Origin of the sequence: Virgibacillus proomii (assembly GCF_900162615.1) — a bacterium.
In the GTDB taxonomy this organism is placed as follows: domain Bacteria; phylum Bacillota; class Bacilli; order Bacillales; family Amphibacillaceae; genus Virgibacillus; species Virgibacillus proomii.
Map to the genome: position 1 here is coordinate 2,440,925 of NZ_FUFN01000010.1, position 17,824 is coordinate 2,458,748.

Annotated in this window: 14 protein-coding genes and 1 pseudogene; 4 read left to right on the plus strand and 11 right to left on the minus strand. The window is 33.4% G+C overall.

Annotation, left to right across the window (positions count from 1 at the left end; genetic code table 11):
• Positions 1 to 52: 52 nt before the first annotated feature.
• From BN1066_RS18860 to BN1066_RS20475, 3 genes are read left to right on the plus strand one after another with little or no spacing between them, the layout of a single operon-like run.
• Positions 53 to 760 (plus strand): ABC transporter ATP-binding protein, encoded by a 708-nt coding sequence (locus BN1066_RS18860; protein WP_077321269.1) that lies wholly within the window; start codon positions 53 to 55, stop codon positions 758 to 760.
• The gene (locus BN1066_RS18865; protein WP_218668082.1) at positions 732 to 2,375 is read left to right on the plus strand and encodes an ABC transporter permease; all 1,644 of its coding nucleotides are present in this window, start codon (positions 732 to 734) and stop codon (positions 2,373 to 2,375) included. The genes BN1066_RS18860 and BN1066_RS18865 overlap by 29 nt, the downstream gene beginning before the upstream one ends.
• Positions 2,376 to 2,389: 14 nt before the next feature.
• A complete protein-coding gene (locus BN1066_RS20475) occupies positions 2,390 to 3,133 on the plus strand; it encodes an ABC transporter permease (protein ID WP_218668083.1) in 744 nt (247 codons plus the stop codon).
• A 577-nt stretch (positions 3,134 to 3,710) separates the two neighbouring features.
• Here the strand turns inward: BN1066_RS20475 and BN1066_RS18870 are convergent.
• The 4 genes and pseudogenes from BN1066_RS18870 to BN1066_RS18885 form a co-directional block, all read right to left on the minus strand.
• Positions 3,711 to 4,163, minus strand: a complete 453-nt coding sequence (locus tag BN1066_RS18870; RefSeq protein WP_077321270.1) for a GNAT family N-acetyltransferase — start codon at positions 4,161 to 4,163, stop codon at positions 3,711 to 3,713.
• A gap of 353 nt (positions 4,164 to 4,516) precedes the next feature.
• Positions 4,517 to 5,073 (minus strand): annotated as a pseudogene (locus BN1066_RS18875) (delta-aminolevulinic acid dehydratase).
• Between the two features lie 260 nt (positions 5,074 to 5,333).
• A complete protein-coding gene (locus BN1066_RS18880; RefSeq protein ID WP_077321271.1) occupies positions 5,334 to 5,795 on the minus strand; it encodes a GNAT family N-acetyltransferase in 462 nt (153 codons plus the stop codon).
• A gap of 502 nt (positions 5,796 to 6,297) precedes the next feature.
• Positions 6,298 to 7,125, minus strand: coding sequence for a GNAT family N-acetyltransferase (locus BN1066_RS18885; RefSeq protein ID WP_077321272.1), 828 nt, complete (start codon positions 7,123 to 7,125; stop codon positions 6,298 to 6,300).
• A 2,058-nt stretch (positions 7,126 to 9,183) separates the two neighbouring features.
• On the opposite strand from BN1066_RS18885, the gene BN1066_RS18890 reads away from it, so the two are divergent.
• Positions 9,184 to 9,867 (plus strand): isochorismatase family protein, encoded by a 684-nt coding sequence (locus BN1066_RS18890; protein ID WP_077321273.1) that lies wholly within the window; start codon positions 9,184 to 9,186, stop codon positions 9,865 to 9,867.
• Between the two features lie 511 nt (positions 9,868 to 10,378).
• Here the strand turns inward: BN1066_RS18890 and BN1066_RS18895 are convergent.
• The 7 genes from BN1066_RS18895 to BN1066_RS18925 form a co-directional block, all read right to left on the minus strand.
• Complete coding sequence (locus BN1066_RS18895; protein WP_077321274.1) at positions 10,379 to 10,696, minus strand: hypothetical protein; 318 nt, start codon at positions 10,694 to 10,696, stop codon at positions 10,379 to 10,381.
• A 389-nt stretch (positions 10,697 to 11,085) separates the two neighbouring features.
• On the minus strand, positions 11,086 to 11,913 hold the full coding sequence (locus BN1066_RS18900) for a metal ABC transporter permease (RefSeq protein WP_077321275.1): 828 nt from the start codon (positions 11,911 to 11,913) through the stop codon (positions 11,086 to 11,088).
• Positions 11,906 to 12,541, minus strand: coding sequence for a metal ABC transporter ATP-binding protein (locus tag BN1066_RS18905; protein ID WP_077321276.1), 636 nt, complete (start codon positions 12,539 to 12,541; stop codon positions 11,906 to 11,908). The genes BN1066_RS18900 and BN1066_RS18905 overlap by 8 nt, the downstream gene beginning before the upstream one ends.
• Before the next feature lie 59 nt (positions 12,542 to 12,600).
• Entirely contained in the window at positions 12,601 to 13,578 is a 978-nt protein-coding gene (locus tag BN1066_RS18910) for a metal ABC transporter substrate-binding protein (RefSeq protein ID WP_077321277.1), read from the minus strand.
• Between the two features lie 999 nt (positions 13,579 to 14,577).
• The gene (locus tag BN1066_RS18915; protein ID WP_077321278.1) at positions 14,578 to 15,228 is read right to left on the minus strand and encodes an ABC-2 transporter permease; all 651 of its coding nucleotides are present in this window, start codon (positions 15,226 to 15,228) and stop codon (positions 14,578 to 14,580) included.
• Positions 15,209 to 16,075, minus strand: coding sequence for an ABC transporter ATP-binding protein (locus BN1066_RS18920; RefSeq protein WP_077321279.1), 867 nt, complete (start codon positions 16,073 to 16,075; stop codon positions 15,209 to 15,211). Before BN1066_RS18920 ends, BN1066_RS18915 begins: the two co-directional genes overlap by 20 nt.
• The gene (locus tag BN1066_RS18925) at positions 16,062 to 16,454 is read right to left on the minus strand and encodes a GntR family transcriptional regulator (protein ID WP_077321280.1); all 393 of its coding nucleotides are present in this window, start codon (positions 16,452 to 16,454) and stop codon (positions 16,062 to 16,064) included. Before BN1066_RS18925 ends, BN1066_RS18920 begins: the two co-directional genes overlap by 14 nt.
• Positions 16,455 to 17,824 lie beyond the last annotated feature (1,370 nt).

A 17,824-nucleotide genomic window follows, 5' to 3' on the forward strand; every position in this document is an offset into this window, starting at 1 on the left:
TTCTGAATTTGTTCGTGCATGAACATAGGAATAATAGAAATGGGGTTTAAAAATGGAGATTCTTAAAGCGGTTAATCTTGTGAAAACATATGGAAAAGAAGCGACAAAAGTAGAAGCCTTAAAAAGTGCCAACTTTTCCATTTCCAAAGGTGAATTCGTGTCTATCGTTGGGCCATCGGGTTCTGGTAAAAGCACTCTTCTTAATCTGCTTGGAGCACTGGATATTCCTACTTCAGGCGAGGTATATATAGATGGGCGAAATATCTTTGCTATGAAGGAGGAGGAACTGGCGATCTTTCGCAGACGCCAAATCGGCTTTATTTTTCAAGCATTCAATTTGATTCCCGAATTGAATGTAGAGGAAAATATGACATTGCCGCTTTTACTTGATCATAAACAGCCAGACCAGCCGTATATTGAGGAGTTGCTTCATGTACTGGGACTGGCAGAGAGAAAACATCATCTTCCTAACCAACTATCAGGAGGCCAGCAGCAGCGTGCGGCTATCGGAAGAGCGCTCGCTACTAAGCCTGCGATCATTTTAGCGGATGAGCCTACAGGAAACCTTGACAGCAAGAATAGCGAAGAAGTGTTGAATTTGTTGAGGCTGTCTGTTGAGCGATACGCTCAAACATTAATTATGATTACACATGACTCTAACTTTGCATCTTTTGCGGACAGGGTATTGAATGTAGAAGATGGTATTGTGACAGAGCTTGGGGGCCAGGGTAATGAAGAACTACCTGTCCCTCGTTTCTAAATATTTATCGGCTAATCGGAAGAAAACAAGGCTGGCTATTGCCGGTATCGCCATTTCCGTTGCATTGATAACCGGCATTTTTTCTATGCTTGATGTCTTCTTGAAATTCGAAAAAGCACAAATTATTAATGATAAAGGAAACTATCATCTTCTTGTTAATAATGCTTCCAATAAAGAAAGAAAAGCAATTAGCAGCCGAATCGATGTAGAGAATTCAGGAAGGTGGATTGCTCTTAATGACAGCAAAATAAACGGGATGAAAATCCGGCTTGGAGCAATTGATCAATCCTTTGCTGAAAATATAACTATCCATCTCATCAAAGGAAAGTTTCCGACAAAACCGGGTGAAATGATGATTGAACAATGGGCTGCGGAGAGTATGAATGTCCATGTAAATGATGAAATCCAGCTTACTCTACCTGATCAAACGCAAAAGAAATATACGATCAGTGGTATATCTAATGACAAAAGCGGGACAAAGGCTTCAGGGACACCTGCCGTATATTTATCTGTCGACGAAGCCAAGACGATGGCTGGACAAATGGGCAACCTCTTCCTAGTGGAATTTAAGGAAAAAGTAAATGTACATGAAGCGGTGGAAGATATTAAAAGCAACTTGAATATTACGCACGACCGAATCGGTCTTAATAATCGGTTGCTGGCGGTCATAGGACAAGGCAAAGGGAGATCGGTGACCGGGCTTTATGCTACAGGTGCTGTTTTGTTCAGTATCGTTCTTGTTGCTGGTGTACTCATGATTTACAACATGTTTAATATCTCGGTCATGGACAGGGTACATCGGTTCGGACTGTTAAGATGTGTCGGGGCATCACAAAAGCAGATTAAAAAGTTAGTAAAGCGGGAAGGCATTATGATAACGTTGAAAGCCATTCCTATCGGTGTCGTATCAGGAATGCTATTAACCTTTATTTGTTCCGTTATCTTGAAGTACTACAACCAAAAGATTTTTAGCGAAATTCCTTTGTTTTCAGTAAGTATAACAGGTATAGGAGCAGGCATTATTATCGGGTTTCTTACCGTATATATCGCTTCTTTATTGCCAGCTAGAAAAGCGGCACAAGTTTCTCCTGTAAATGCAGTCACTGGAAGCAGCGAGATAAAAGTGAAAAAGACTACAAAACGAGGCTCATTGACAAAGATATTTCGTATAGAGAAAGCAATAGGAATCACTAATGCTCTCACCAAAAAGAAAACGCTTGTATTAATGTCGTCTTCGATTGCTATAAGCATTATCATGTTTTTGGGATTTCAAGTGTTTATTGACTTTATGTATAGTGCTTTAAAAACGACAAAGCCATATACACCTGATATTTCTCTTACATCTAAGCATGGTATGAGTGAGAGTCTATATAAAAAACTGTCGAATATAGAAGGTGCTGAAAAGGTTTATGGAAGGATGTACGGAAAAGTAGATGCAACTTTTGATGCTAATCGGTTAACTGATGACTATAAAAAAAGAATGCGACAAATAGAAGTGGAAAATAACGGTTTATTCATCCCACCTCAAAGTTCGTTGCTTATCTCCTATGACAAAAGCCAGTTACAGTGGGCTAAACAAGATTTGATTGCAGGCGAACTTTCGAAAGTGAACTGAATGCGCAAAATGGAGTGGTCGCGATTGTCGATAAAAGCCAATCAACTAACGGAACCCAACTCCAGTTAGGCGATAAGATTTATATTCAAACCGATGATGGCACAAAGCAACTATCGGTTATGGCCTTGCTGCGTCACGTTCCTTTTAAAATACCTAAAGAGGAACATTTAGCTACTTTTATTACAACAGAAAAGTTATTCATGAAACTAAACGGTAAATCTACATTTACAGATATAGATATTCAACTCGCTAATAAGCACGAAGAACAAACCGTAAATGAAATAAAGGCAATGCTTAACCCTTCTATTACGTTCTTAGACGCTCGCCAACGGAATGCAGAAATCGATCAAACCTTTCTAACGATGGCAATCTTTGTGTACGGCTTTGTAGCCGTGATCGCCTTGATTAGCGTATTGAATATCATTAATACATTGCATACAAGCGTGGTTTCGAAAATAAGATATTTTGGGCTTATGAGAGCCATTAGGATGTCAAATGCTCAACTTCAAAAAATGGTGCTGGCAGAAGCGGCAACCTACAGCCTAATAGGTAGTAGCATCGGCTGTATTTTCGGCGTAGCTTTACAAAAAGTGTTGATTACTCAACTGCTCTCATCGCTGCGATTAACTTGGGAATTCCCGTTAATGCAAGTTGTTTTTATCCTGATGATCACTTTAACTGTTACAATTCTGGCAACTGTTAGACCAATAAAACAAATAAAAGAAAAAGACATTTCAGAAGTAGTTCATTCTTTATAAAGATGAATATATATGAAACCATTCCTTCTTATTACAAGATAAGGAATGGTTTTAGTATTTTACATTATTATGGAGTTAATTTGTTGATTAAGGGCCAACGCTAATTTTTTCTCTAATTAATCACGATTAAACTTCCCATTTTCCAATTATTCTGCTAGTGAAACCGAGATGATCCCGGCTTTTTCTTGTCTTTAAATTCACTAGGAATCACCTTAAATTTAAAAGGTTTCTTGTGAATTGAATACTTATGCTTGATATTAGCCTCTATGTCAAAATGGCTGATTAGAGAGATTCACTTTGTCTTTTTTTGGTGACAAGCAAAGAAAATTTCTTAATCCATCCATTTTTCATCAACCGTTTTCACATGGAAAAAAGATATACATCAAATCCATTGAGCGACGATAATGTTCACCTGTAAGCGATCATTTTCTCTCGCTTGCTTTATCTCATATCCTTCCGACATCATCAGCTTAAAAGATAGTTTGGCATAAAACTAGTAGACCGAGCCCACCATCTTTTGTATAAACACTATAAATGCAGGATAAGCTTTCCTAATTAGGGGTAATCAATACGTGTGTTAAAAAACATGGTACATAAAAATGTTATCACTTTTTACTTCAAATCCATGTTTTTTATAAAACTTCTCAGCGGGAAGATTCTTTTCTGTAAGTAGCACAATACAATGAATATTCTTAGAGACCAGATATTTTTTAATATAATCTAAAAGCTTTGAACCAATACCGCTATGTTGTAAGGTGGAATCAACAAAATATTCATCAATATAGTATTCTTCGCCTTCATACCAACTCTTTGTATGGCCAAAACATGCTCCAATAATTTTATTATTCTGTTCAATTACAAACCCAATAAAAACAGGATTATTTAGAAATTCTTTAAGATATTTTTGTACGTGCTGAACAGAGTTCCATTTATCAAACCATGGGGAACGCTTAAAAACCTTTAACATTAAGCCTGAACACTCTTCAAGGTCTGTTGCGTTCATTATTCTTGCTTTTAAATTTATACTCATTTTTTATCACTCCCCATAACTACTTGATATTGTTTGTTAACTCAGTATTACACTCAGATAGGTTCATCAAATATCTTGAGTTATTTAAAGTTTTAATATAGTTTTTGTGTTTGAGTATCATTTTCAGGATTGTATTAATAAATATAAAAAAAACTTCCCTCTATACCTGAAGGCAAGAATCGTAGCAGTATGGGAGTTCTGTAACTTCAAAAAACTGAACTTTATTAACTTTATATAATTTAGGACTTACGTTCAAAAAGGATATCTTTAATTTTTTTAGTATTTTATTCCTATCTCCTGAGATTATCGAGAAAGTCTTGACAACCTCAGGGGATACAAAATAATTCTTTGAATTATTGATAATTCTCATAAATTTGATACATTAACATTTCTTCGTCCATTGTTTTGACTATTTGAAAAGCCTCATTTACGCCTCTCTCATTTTGAATAACTTCATAGAAAAGGCAAAGAACAAACATAAGTGCAGCATTTCCATCTGGATAATCATCTGGTCCAATATAGGTTTGACACCCGCAATTCAGAAAAGCTTTCGCCAACACGGGATCACCTAGTGTGCAACCATTACCAATGACAATTTTCCCATCCAAACTCGCTGAGCTTGCAATCTCTTCTGGACCAAAATTTCCCTGTGTCTCTCCTGCTTCATAAACACTTTCATCGAGTTCTGGCATGATGAATTCCCCTTCATCACCATGGAAATTAAGAACAATCATGTCAGTATCAGGATATAGGTCTTTACCAGATAAGATATCAGTGAAATCATTCGGTCTACCAATCCAATAAGTAAATACTCTCACACCAAAATATCAAGCGTAGCACGTATTGCTTGTGTGTCCCTATCACAATCAGGTCCGCATACTAATGCTACATTCATTTCAGGTTTGCTCATTTCTTTTTCCTCCCTATAATCTGACTCCAATTTCATTGCATATGCTAATGTTGCAATCCTTTATGCCTCTCTTCTTCATCGTATGTTTTTACATTAATCTTATGGTCTTTTTCATTGGTGTAGTAGGACAAATAAGCACTATTTATTCGAACAAATATTTCTATACGAGTCTGCTCTACATTTATGGAAACATTTAATGCTATATTTAGGATAAATACGTTGATCGATATAACCCAATGTCAAATCGAGTAATGGATACATTAAAAATGGAGTGTTAACCCGATCTCATCTCCAAAAGTTTCTCCATTAGGTGTAAACCCTAATCGAGTGTAAAAACCCATAGGGCTTCCCTCTCTATCCTCACAACTCGTTATCACTTCATTAATCCCTTGCCCTTTCAAGTGTTTCATAAGTACTTTAATAGCTTGTTTTCCATATCCTTTTCCTTGATAGGGACTCGCAACCATAAAACGCCATAAATAGACTCCGTGGACGTCTATCTCATCATCATAATCCGATCCCTGATGTAACATAATAAAACCGATCGCATCCTCATCGGCATAGATCCCTCGAAACCATGCATTCTCAGAGAAATAAGCTTGAGCTATAGATATGGCATTATCTGCAACCATTGTCCGTTGAATAGGAGAAAGTGTATCACTCAGATTACATATCTCAAGAACGGTTTTAGCATTAATTCTTCGAAAATGAATATTTGGCATTCCTATCACTCCTATATAATATCAGTAACTTAATTGTTGATAATTGAATTCGTGACCTTGTATAGAAAGATGAATAGCACAATCTGCTTAGATGTTTTTAAATCGATCTATTTAATTCTTATAAAATAGCGAATAAGGAGTATCTTTCCAAGGTTTGTCATATATATAATATCGCTAAGGCTTTTATGGCAAAGGGCTTATCAATCATGGCATCTTATTCTGAAACCGAATAGCAGAATTAAATTAATGGTCTACCACCTGCATCCCTACTACAATTCTTAGGATAGCCATTTCGATCTGAGTGATATCTGCTTCCATAGAAATGTAAAGAATCTTTCATGGATTTGTTTACATGCTGAAAGGAAGTGTGAGAGGTCATCCATGAAGGAGATAGTTTTGTAGATGACATCATTTATTTATATGTGTTTCACTATCTATAAGAATGCTTAACATATAAAATTGTTATTTGGATTCCAATGAAACTGTCTTTTACCATTCATCCTTAAAACTCGAACTCAAGCGTCTTACACTTCGACTCAAACTCAAACCCCAGTTTTTTGCCTAATCGTTTCGATTCGGCATTTGTTGCAAGCGTTGACCAGTGCGGTGTTATCCCATTTTCAATACAATGCTCCAAATACACAGTACATACCAACGTTGCCAGACCTTTATTCATTTCTTCTTCATCATATGTTTCCACACTTATTTCATGATCTTTTTCGTTCACGCAACAGGACAAACAAGCACTGATTATTCTATCTCCTTTCATAACACAGTATCCAAAGCCCTGATGAAGAAAATCATCCACCGAATACCAAAATTCACTTAAAACATCAAATATTATTTCATCCGGGTCGTTACTAATGAATTCAGAATCAATTTTTTTTATGGTATATCCATCTGGTAAGGATTTGTAACTTTTTTTCAAAGAATTGAAATGACTTTCGTTAAATTGGTAGTATATTTCATAATCTATTTCAAAATCTCTATGAGAAATAACATCTTGCAGTACTTTTTCCCACGTTTCGTCTGTTATAACCGCAAGAAAATAAGTTCCCCCACAGGATTCATAAATATCTATTTTCAATTGGTTTTCAATAAACTCTCGCAGATGATAGATAAATTTTTCATTGGAAACATCCCCGACAAAGATACTGCATATCCCTGTTACATCTATCAATGCTGTTCGAGGTTGTTCCACATCATCTACGTAAATCGTTCCTCTATTGGTAAGGTTAATAATCGCGTTAAGAGTCAGATCATTTTTTTGTTCGGGTGTTAATAGTGCCCGTATCTTTTGGTAGTCTTTCTTCTCAAGTTTATGAATCATAGTATAAGCTCCAATCTCTTTTAAAAATCAATATAGAATTGCTAAGCGTTGACGTTAGCTTCCTGAAAGAGAATTTACCAACTGCTTCCCCCCTTCCCGCCTAAATGTAAACGTGTAGACAAAACGTATGCATATAAAGAAATTTCAAATGTTCTAACGCGTCACATACCATTATTTTTTTTGAAAATTTGATTCTTAAAAATTGGACACCGCCTCTTAAAGGAAGATGTTGAATTGGTGATTTTCCAAGTATTGAATGTTCTTCGAAAAAATCGTTTTTCAATACCTAGTAAGCATCAATTAGAGAGAAGTCTCCTTTACTATTCGTCCCAAGCCACCCCAACGACCTTTCTTAGGTTTCTACACTAAAGTTAATACGATCAACAGCTTTCCTTGTACCATATGTAGCAGATAAGTTGTTGATATGCACAACATCGATCCTGCTTTCTAAGTTTCATATAATGTTACTATATCAAAGAGTGTCAGGGGTGGTGTGACATTGGAGCCTTTTTATAAATATTGGATTGTGTCACTATAGATGAAGAGCGTCAAAAACTTTTTATGTAAAAGAATAAATAAAAAAGAAAGACCTTTTCTTGTGGAATTAAATCACTATAACACAACTTATAGAAAAAGAAGTCTTCCCTACAACAAATATTTTTAAAGATCTACTCAAAAATTCTAAAATTTACCTACATTTTTCACTTTGAGAAGGCGATCCAATAGGATAAATATTTTGTTATTCATCTCTTTCATAAAGGTATTACTAGAGACGATTTCGAATATGACCTAAATAACAGTTTTCAGAACAAGGAACCTATTTGATTTTAATATGGAAAGGTGAATTTCTATTTCTGAATCACATCTTCATTTTCAAGAAAATTTCTATCAAAGCATTCTAACTCAAAGTTGTATTCGAGCATTTTATACTTTGAGTACGGAAACCATCCGTAGTCAAATATTTTTCTAATCCCATGAATCGAACCTTGATACTTCATCCCTGCATATTCGTTACTTTTCATCCATTAGAAATTAGAGAAACTTCATTAACTTCCACACCAGTAAAATAAACAAATCGATCACCTTGATAATACCCCTTCGGAAAAAAATTATTCCAAACGCCGTCTCTGGGTCGACTTTTGAAAGCATCTATTTTATTCTTTCATTTAATCTCTCCCATAGTTTTCCTCAAGAGCTTATAAATACAACAGTTTTTTTACGGCACTAAAAAATGCTAACCACTGCATAAAAACGTTATGTGAGTTCGCAGATTTATTCTTGCATATATATTTAAACCATTGAATTATATTCCTTGTAGTCTTATTTTTTTATATACTGAATAAAATCCATCGGAAAAACATTTCGAAACCAATATTTATAAGTCGGCCCATCTTTTTAGTCTGGTTTTAGACAAGAAACTACATGATGTTAGTATGATTTATAAAACAATTACATATGTATTTATATAGTTTTAAGTATTTTGCTCCCGAGAGGTATTTTATTCCAATTGAAACTATAGGTTTATATAGAGACACTAATTTAATAATTTTATGATAAGTATTTCCTGACTTGCTAAATACCCGGTAGAAATGATCCTACGCTCCTTACTTAAAGATGAATTAGTTATCCGTACTTTTGAGTATCAATCCGTATATAACCATAGTTAAATACCATATCCTCAGAGTCCAGTACGCTTAATGATGAATCTATGCAAAGTTATTCGAACATCAGGGGGATTTATTTAGAGAAAACACGTTTAGTTTAATATTGATTTTGCCAGGGAAAGAGAGAAAGAAATAGCTAGTAAAATGAAAACCTTAAAGGAGGTGATGGCTAAGCAGCAACTAAAAAACTTTAAATCAGACCGTAAAACACAAGAATGGACCTATAATATTAGAGGTGAGTAATGGTATCGATCATGTAAAACTAGTTTTATTAGAGTAAATCGTTTTCCTTTATTAAGGGGGATATCACTTATATCCCTAGTTAACCGATCAATAATTCAAAGCTTTGTTTTGCTCTGAGAGAATAATTTTAGAAAATTAGGAGGAATAGTTAATGACAAATAAAAAAAATAACGTATTTATTGACCCAAGTGATGCTGCTCTTTTATTCATTGACCACCAGAGTGGTTTGTTCCAAACAGTTAACGATATGGATGTGTCTACTCTGCGTAGAAATGTAATTGCTTTAGCAAAATTAGCAAAGTTAACAGGGTTACCCACTATTACTACCGACTCTGTACCTCAAGGTCCTAATGGCCCTTTAATTCCTGAAGTCGAAGAAATTCTACCAGATTTGGTATATGTATCACGTGACGGGGAAATTAATGCTTGGGACAATCCTGTTTTTGTAAAAGCGGTAGAAGCAACTGGTAAACAAACCTTAATAATTGCAGGTACTCTTACAAGTGTTTGTATGGCATTACCGACTTTATCTGCACTTGCTGAAGGTTACAAAGTATACACGGTTGTCGATGCATCAGGTAACTGGAATAAGATGGCCACAGATATTACACTTGCTCGTATTGTACAAGCCGGAGCTATTCCAATTGACACATTAGCTGTAATATCTGAAATTCAAAAAACATGGAATCGTCCAGATACAATGGAGTTTGCCAGTATCTATTCAGAGATCATGCCAAATTATGGCCTACTCATGGAAAGTTACCAAAGAGCTTACAACGAAGGTCAAGCATCTGATGATAGCAAAAAAGAGGACCCTTTAAATCCCGAAGTGTAGACAATAACAAAAGTATTTTACACGTGATGGACATACGCATGCCGAGCGAAAGTAAGATGGGCTTGTCCCAATCCCTTAAAAGCCTTGCACAGTGCTAAGGAGATGGACGTATGGAAAAGGACTTTTAATTTTAAATAAAAAATTCTAATGAAAGCTTACTGTCGATAGATCATAGAGGATTGAATAAAAGAGAAGCTATGAATGTCTTAGCCTTAGCACGTTCATTTTTTCAGGAAAGAAAAGGGGCTTCGAGAACGGGTACTACAAGTTAATTGCAACAACAATGCACCAAAATTGCTGATTATGCATTAATCAGCATCTAAAACAAAGTGTGTCTATCTAAACTAGGAGCCCTATTAATTTTGTAGACGGGTACAACGTATCGTCAGAAAATATCATTCGCTCCATCTTTAAGAAGGTTAAATGGTTGTTATTATAAAAAACTAGTAGCACAAGAAAAAGTTAACTGCTAAGTATCCAAAGTATTACTCCAATTCAAAATCCAGATTGTTTAATAATCTAGTTGCCGCAAATATAAAATTATTTCATCTTTATTTTTTTTCTTCAGTTTATATTGTCGTAATTTACTTTCTATGGTCTTTATTTCGTCGGGCTTATTACTAAATTTATTGGCTATTTGATAAAACAGCTCTGCTAAAATGTTGGCAGTACCGGCTGAACCTAATTCAAAGCCTAAAGTTTCTTTTTCAGAAAGTGTGGAATCTGCTAATTTTATGACTTCATTTTTATAATCCCCTTTAATCAATATATAGGGTTCCTTATTTTTTAAAGCTATTAGCAGATCATCCTTATTAGTAGCTACAAACACAGTAACACTTCCCCTTATATCTTTTTCATCGTTAATGGCTTTCTCTAAAATTGTTAACGTACATTCTTAGTAATCTATGACTAACTCTAAAGTTTTATTTATATGTTAAGTAATATTGCTACATACAGTTTAGTATCCTATTGCAAAACAGTCAAATATATCTGATAATTATGTGCTCATAATTTATACTCCTCTTCATATTCAGAAACGTTAGGATTATAACAAATTCACCTCTTCAGACAATATTAATCTAAAGAGGTGATCTTCTTTTACAGCAAAAAGATTTTCAAATATAATTTAAAATCCAAAAAGTTTTAATTTAGATAAAGTTGGATACAACGACCAATCCTTTTGTGTTTTCTGTACCTTGAAATAACCACTAAGTACAGTTACAGAAGTTTATTCTCCATTCTTTTGAAGATAAATTCTTTTAAGCTTGTATAAAATAAAGTTACGATCATCATTATCACCATCCATAAAGCTATACTTGCTCCTGGAGGAGTTCCAAATTTATATGAACTAATTAAGCCTAAATAAGTACATATAATAGAGATAATACCTGCTATTACAAAAATTAATTGAAATCGTACGGTTAACTTACTCGCAATGGCAGCCGGTAAAATAATAACTGCTGAAACAAGAAGCATCCCAATCATCGGTATTGTCATAGATATAAACAGCCCAACTACCGCACTAAAAGAGAAGGAAAAAAGTTTTACAGGAATACCAACAACTCGAGCAGCATCTTCATGTATAATCATGGTATAAAGAGCACGTTTTGTAACTAAAAAGTAAAAAAGCAATCCTATTACTAAAATAATAAAATAAATAATTTGGTTAGACGTTACAGTAACAATAGACCCAAATAAATATTGGTTCATGGTTTTCGTACCATTGGGACTTAGTGTCATTAAACAAAGCGCTAAAGATAAGCCAGCAGCCATCATGATAGCAATTGAAACATCTGAATAACTTTTAAAACGATATCGTAGCATTTCAATTATTAGGCTTCCTAGTATAACTACAATTACACTCATCCATTCCGGTTTATTTCCTAATAATAAACCCGTAGCTATACCCGCTAAAGCTATATGGCTTAAGGTGTCTGCGATAAGAGATTGCCTTCTCATAATAAGGAACACACCAATTGTTGGGGCAATAAGAGCAATTAACGTGCCAGCTAATAAAGCTCTTTGCATAAATATTAGTTCAAACACATTCTCGCCTTCTTTCCAGTAGAATAGTTTGATCTACATAGTTTTTTAATTCTTCCCATTGATGAGAGATAATAATAACGGTAACCGTAGGACATAAACTTTTTAAAAGCAGATAAAAACTTTTTCTAGTATCATGATCCATTCCAATAGTTGGTTCATCTAACAATAATATCGTTGGGTTAGACATTAAAGCCCTTGCTACGCAGGCTTTTTGTTTCTGTCCTCCTGATAATTTACCAATAGGATATGATTTAAATTCTTTTAATCCAAAATGATGAAGTAAGTTTATGGTTTTCTGACGGTCACTTTTCGATATTTTGTTATACCATTTTTTTACAGTCCAAACACCAGAAAGCACAAATTCAAAAACCGTACTTGGAAAGTCCTCTTCAATGGAAGAAATTTCTTGAGGTATATATGCTAAACGTGCGTTTTTAGTCATCACTCTCTGACCCCTCCACGGCTTTAAAATACCTAATAACAGCTTCATTGATGTTGTTTTAGCTGCACCATTTTCTCCTACTATAGCTACAAATTGCCCTAATTGGATTGAAAAAGAAAGATTTTTTATTACAACATTTTTGTTATACCCAAAAGTAACATTGTCAAGACCAATAACATGCTTCATTTTTATAAAAACTCCTATCTCCTCTGCTTAAGGCACATTACGTATTTATTTCAGACATTCTACTTCAAAGCCTTTTCTAATACTTGCAGATTTTTTTCCATGATACTAATATAAGTTTTACCATTCTGTATCTCTTCATCACTTAAGCCTTCTAATGTACTTAATACTGCCGTTTTAGCTTGCAGTTCGTTAGCTAATGTTTCCGCTACTTTGGAAGAAGCATTTTCTTCAAAGAAAATCGTTTTAATATTATGTTTTTTCGCAAACTCTTTTAACTCTTTCAATTGTTTTGCACCTGGCTCATTATCTGGAGATAATCCAGCAATAGGAATTTGCTTTAAACCATATGAATCAGCTAAGTATCCAAAAGCTGCGTGTTGTGTAATAATTTCTTTATTTTTCACACTCTTTAGAACCGACTCATATTGTTCATCTAATTTTTTCAGTTTTTCTAAATAATGTTTCGTGTTTTGCTCATATGTTTTTCTATTCGCCGGATCAATTCTAATAATCTTTTTAGAAATATTTTCTACTTCTAACATTGCCATTTTAGGACTTAACCATAAATGTGGATCAAACTCGTGGGAACGCCCTTCACCATGCGATTGTTCTTCTTCATGGGAATGCCCTTCTTCATGAGAGTGTCCTTCAGTTAAAAATGGCAATAGTTCAATTCCTTCAGAAGCATTGATCAATTCTAGTTCTTCGGTATTTACTGCTTGTTGAACTTCGTCAATCCATGTTTCCATATTTTCATTGTTATATACTAATCCGTCTGCTTGCTGAATGTTGGCTAAATCCTTTGCCGTAGGCTCAAAATCGTGCGGTTCAACTGTTGTAGGAATCAACATGGAGATATTTGTTTTGTCCCCTACAATTTCTTTTGTAAACTCATACATAGGATAAAAAGTTGTTACAATGTTTAGCTTATTTTCTTGGTCTTCACTCTTATTTTGCGATTCATTTGAACCTGAATGACATCCCGCTAAAATTATAGATATCGTAAATAATACGGCAGTAATTATTTTTTTTCTCATTCTATTCTCCCCTTTAAAATTTGATTATTTTTTATTAACTCTTGTCCTAGTTAGGCTTCTGTAATTCGTCATTACATAACCTCAAAATAGGCTCGTTTAATAAATTCTTCATTCAAAAACTGCTTTAGTTATTTCCTTTTTAATCCTACTTTGATCATTTTTAAAATGATGAACCAAGCCATAGAAAAATATATATATTTTGATTTTGTTCAATTAGTAGTTTAACTTTTTAAAAGTATTGATTGAATATACATAATGATTTTAATTAAATCCTTTATTCGTTTATCAAAACATGTTCCCCTACTTATCTGCTCTCTATAATCCCGAACTCTTCTTCATTTTCCGCTTCTAAATAGTAATTGTTACGATTTAAAAAAGTGTAAAAAAATTTCTGTTATAATGTTGTTGCTAATACAATCTTGCACTTTCATTGAAACCTGATATAATCCATGCATAAATTTTCACATGCGAAGTAAATTTCATCAAATATATTCTGTTTCCATAATATTAATTGTAATCACATCAATCATAGATCCCTCCTCCAAAATCGTAATCATTACGTTTTAAAAGATTATACTAACGATTATAGTTTGTCAAGTTGTTTCTAAAAGAAATTTAATTTTATCTTACTGGCTCAGTAACTTGCTTGTGTTCCCAAACTATGAGGGCTTTATCTTCATATACTTCTTAGATGCTTACTTTTATATTGCATTATAGGAGGGAAGAATATAATATAATGGAATTCCAATTTCTTTTGATGGATGATAACTTCATAAAAAATATGGTTTCTAAATCAGTTGTATATTTGACTTGTTGAAATCTTTATTCGAATAAAAATCACTACGCATTCTGTTGGTACATACAGGCTGGAGAGCTTCTGACGAGACATAGGAAGATGATTGAAGTTGCTAATCACTCAAGCTAGAGAGAAATAAAGATATTCCACCATGCAGAAAAGAAAAAGATTATCCAACATTAAAATATACTGGATAATCCTAATTAGTATTGCTTTTTCTTTATTATAGTTACTGCTAAAATATAACTAACACCTAACCATATTATTATAAATACTGGAAGGATAAATAATAATTGGTTTAATTTCTCTCCTGTAAATATAATACCTGAATCAGTTAGTTTTTTTACAACAAAAGTGATAACGGCTCCGGGAATAACATAGCTTAGAATTAAAAACATCCTTGCTTTTTCTGCCCCAAACTTTAGTAACATTACAATTGAGTTAGTCCCAAAAAATAACGCTACTGAAATACTCACTATTATAATTCTGCCAAGTTCTTTTACGTCCGTTGTTTTAAACATATCAAATTGGTTGAACATAAATGCTACTAAACATCCTAAAATAATTGAAAGTATTATCCCAATCATTGTAAAGATAAACAGTGTAATAAATTTTCCCTTTACGATATGTTTGCGCTCAATCGGAAAGGTAATGGCAAATTGCTCCCATTTATAGCTATGGTCAATGGCAAATGAAGTGGTACTCATCATACTACATATTACTGTACCAGCAATAATATAACCAATGAGACTTTGAGTCGGTACAATAGCTACTGCGAGAATTAACATCATCATTAATAATCCTCGACCATTATTTAGAACATTATACAAATCTTTAATGACTAGTCCTTTCATGTCGTCTCTCTCCTTTTAAATAAATCGTCATCATATCATCAATGGAATTCCCATCTATGGTTAACTCTGGATATGCCTCTTTCATATCAGGCGCATTAGTGATCACGACTTCATACATAGAATTTGATTTTTGATAAGCAAATATGACGTTTTCCGGAATGAGTTGAAACTGCTTTTCTGAACAACGCACAATACCATAGTGATACAACAATTCGTCTTTATTTAATTGCAAAATAATTTCTCCATTATGAATCATGACAATATAATCTGCAATTCGTTCAAGATCACTTGTAATATGCGAAGACAGTAAGATGGAATGCTCTTCATTTTGAATAAACTCTAAAAACAGATCAAGCATCTCCATACGGGATGAAGGATCTAAGCCGCTTGTCGGCTCATCTAAAATGAATAGTTTAGGTGAATGAGATAACCCAATAATGATGTTTAGTTTCATCTTCATACCTTTTGAAAATTTACCTATCACTTTATTCTTTGGTAATTTAAATCGGTCAACTAGTTGAAAATATTTTTTTGTATCCCATGTTTTAAAAATATTCTTTAAAATAGCATTTATTTTAGTGACATCTATTTTTTCATAAAAATTAATTTCATCATAAACTACGCTAATGTCTTCTTTTAAAGATTTACTTAAAGGTTTCCCAAAAAATAGAACTTCCCCACTATCTCTTTGAATCACATCCATTATTAGTTTTATAGTAGTCGTTTTACCAGCGCCATTTTCTCCTATCAAGCCTACAATTTTCCCTTTTGGTACCGTGAAATTTAAACCCTTTATGTGAAATGTATCTAATTTTTTCTTTAAATTTTTTATTTCAATCGCTTTCATCGAAATCTTCTCCTTGATTAAAATAGTCTAATAAATCGTGTATATAATAAGTAGAAATGTTCAAACGCCTGGCTATTTTTATAACTGATTTTAAATGGAATTCCAGTTTTTTTGTCATTTCCTCTTCAAAAAATACGACGCAATTTTCAGAGATAAACGAGCCTTTACCAGGTATTGTTTCGATAAAGCCTTCTTTTACCAGCTCCTCATAAGCACGCTGAACTGTAATTACACTAATACCCAGTGTTCTTGCCAAAGCACGCATAGAGGGTACCGGATCTCCAGGCTTCAATAAACCCTCCGAAATTTGATTTTTAACCTGTTCCGTAATTTGCTCATAAATTGGCAATTGACTATTTTTCTTAATGAAAATTTCCATATTACTCACCTACTAAGTGTATCAACTGTACTTATCCTATAAGTACAGTATATATACATATTCTAACAAAATCAAGTATATGTATCGGTTTGTATATAGCTAATCAAATATTAATTAGCCTACATGGATTAATTGAAGTATAGAGTAAGAACAAATTATTGCCATTAGAGTTTGGAAAAAGCTGATAGTAGTTTTTATTAAGAGAATACGAATTATAATTGTCATTTTTGTTTATCAACCATGTTTCCGTTTTTCAAATCCAGAATATCTGAACGAATACACCCACTGTTATAAAAGTACACTATAGTAGCTTTAATATTTCTATTCGTTATAACCTTGATATACAAATCCCTTTTCAAGTAAGATGAAATAACTTGATAAATATTCATATTTTGTACAGTAACTTTACCTTTTGATTGGTTTTATGCTGATATATTAATCTCAGTTACTGCTATTAACTCTATTACCTTTCATTAAAACAAGTTTTTCAACTAGGAGGGTATAATGACTAGAATCTATACCATTGTTTTTGTCATACACTTTTAATAGAAGCAAGTAAAAAACAATCTAACTAGATGATACCTGTCTCACTTCTTCAGCTAACCGAAAAAAGAAATTATTATCCTAAGAAGACTGGTGGGATATTATATCAATAATTTGTTTAGAAATAGAATAGCAAGTGCAGAAGGAAAAGCGATAACATCTACCGAGCTTGTCCAAAAAACGAATACATTCATCATTTCAGAAGTAAATAAATTTATTCAAGTATCTAAAAAAATGAAACAAAGGCGTGCTATTTAGAACCATTAGGTAGAGATAGACAAACTACACCAGAAAAAACGCAAAAAATAGAATGCAGCAATTCTTGATACTAATATATTCCAACCTCAACCATCAAGTTACAACTGGCTTTTATGAGCTTTGATTTTAAATTTGTTTAATCAAAATTTAGATTTTTTTATAGAGTTTTGATGTGTAAGAGATAGAAGCAGGTAGAATATATTTTTTAGATAACTATTTTACTTATTCACTACCCAAACATTAAAGATATCGAAAAGGGTAGATGATACACTTGACTGTTCATCTACCCTTTTCTAGTATTACAACACTGAAGCGGATAATTGTTTAGGTGAAACTAAATTGGACTAGATTCCCAAATGTTCCATGGATTCTTCAATGTACGTGACCATCTATTTTAATTTCCAACTGCTTTACATGTTCCATTTCAAACTATATTTTGATAATTTGAAAGTTGCATCTGCCAACCTACATATCCATAATAAAACCAATAATGTTTACTTTTTTTGAAGAGCATATCATCAACATTTTTAAAGAATACCTTACAATGTATTTTAAAACTATATCTAGGT

Coding starts and splice junctions, on each gene's coding strand:
- BN1066_RS18860 (WP_077321269.1), top strand. CDS start 53: ATGGAGATTCTTAAAGCGGTTAATCTTGTGAAAACATATGGAAAAGAA.
- BN1066_RS18865 (WP_218668082.1), top strand. CDS start 732: ATGAAGAACTACCTGTCCCTCGTTTCTAAATATTTATCGGCTAATCGG.
- BN1066_RS18870 (WP_077321270.1), bottom strand. CDS start 4,163: ATGAGTATAAATTTAAAAGCAAGAATAATGAACGCAACAGACCTTGAA.
- BN1066_RS18880 (WP_077321271.1), bottom strand. CDS start 5,795: ATGCCAAATATTCATTTTCGAAGAATTAATGCTAAAACCGTTCTTGAG.
- BN1066_RS18885 (WP_077321272.1), bottom strand. CDS start 7,125: ATGATTCATAAACTTGAGAAGAAAGACTACCAAAAGATACGGGCACTA.
- BN1066_RS18890 (WP_077321273.1), top strand. CDS start 9,184: ATGACAAATAAAAAAAATAACGTATTTATTGACCCAAGTGATGCTGCT.
- BN1066_RS18905 (WP_077321276.1), bottom strand. CDS start 12,541: ATGAAGCATGTTATTGGTCTTGACAATGTTACTTTTGGGTATAACAAA.
- BN1066_RS18910 (WP_077321277.1), bottom strand. CDS start 13,578: ATGAGAAAAAAAATAATTACTGCCGTATTATTTACGATATCTATAATT.
- BN1066_RS18915 (WP_077321278.1), bottom strand. CDS start 15,228: ATGAAAGGACTAGTCATTAAAGATTTGTATAATGTTCTAAATAATGGT.
- BN1066_RS18920 (WP_077321279.1), bottom strand. CDS start 16,075: ATGAAAGCGATTGAAATAAAAAATTTAAAGAAAAAATTAGATACATTT.
- BN1066_RS18925 (WP_077321280.1), bottom strand. CDS start 16,454: ATGGAAATTTTCATTAAGAAAAATAGTCAATTGCCAATTTATGAGCAA.